This is a genomic window from Komagataeibacter kakiaceti JCM 25156, from assembly GCF_000613305.1.
Genome location: NZ_BAIO01000755.1, coordinates 1 through 856, shown reverse-complemented (window position 1 = coordinate 856; position 856 = coordinate 1). Strand labels below are relative to the sequence as shown.

The window sequence follows — 856 nt, the reverse complement described above, 5'->3', positions numbered from 1 at the left end:
GGCCGTGGCCGCACGCGGGTTCAGCGGGGCCAGCGCCTCGCACACAAGGCGTTCGAGATCCTGCGCCGCGCGCGCCTGCATGCGGGCGGGAATTTCCTCGGAGAAAAGTTCGATCAGAAGTTCGGGCATGATCTCTTATTCCTCGCCCGCCAGCCACGCTTCACAGCAGCGCCTGGCCAGCGTGCGTACGCGGCCGATATAGGATGCGCGCTCGCTCACGCTAATGACGCCGCGCGCATCGAGCAGGTTGAACAGGTGGCTGGCCTTCAGGCACTGGTCATAGGCGGGCTGGGCCAGCCCGGCTTCCGCCAGGGCGGTGGACTCGCGTTCCGCGTCGATGAAGTGGCGGTGCAGCATCTCCACATCCGCCAGTTCGAAATTGTGGCGCGAGTAATCGCGTTCGGCGCGCAGGAACACATCGCCATATTTCAGGCCGTGGCCGTTGAAGTCGAGGTCATAGACATTCTCGACCCCCTGCACGTACATCGCCAGCCGTTCCAGCCCGTAGGTCAGTTCGGTCGAGGGGACGACGGTGGGAATACCGCCCACCTGCTGGAAATAGGTGAACTGCGTCACCTCCATCCCGTCGCACCAGACCTCCCACCCGAGGCCCCATGCGCCGATGGTGGGATTTTCCCAGTCATCCTCGACAAAGCGGATGTCGTGCTCCAGCGGGTCGATGCCGATGGCGCGGTAGCTGTCGAGCAGAAGTTTCTGGCTCTCATCCGGCGTGGGCTTGAGCAGCACCTGGTACTGGTAATAGTGCTGGAGACGATTCGGGTTCTCGCCATAGCGCCCGTCCGACGGGCGGCGGCAGGGCTGCACGTAGGCCGCCTTCCACGGGCGCGACCCCAGC

2 protein-coding genes are annotated in these 856 nt (G+C 64.6%); both read right to left on the bottom strand.

Going from position 1 to position 856, the window contains the following annotated elements; all coding sequences use genetic code 11:
• Positions 1 to 129 (bottom strand): glycine--tRNA ligase subunit beta (locus JCM25156_RS31780; protein ID WP_148299433.1); only part of this gene is annotated, 129 nt, incomplete at its 3' end.
• A 6-nt stretch (positions 130 to 135) separates the two neighbouring features.
• Positions 136 to 856 (bottom strand): glycine--tRNA ligase subunit alpha (locus JCM25156_RS18645; RefSeq protein WP_025814335.1); only part of this gene is annotated, 721 nt, incomplete at its 5' end.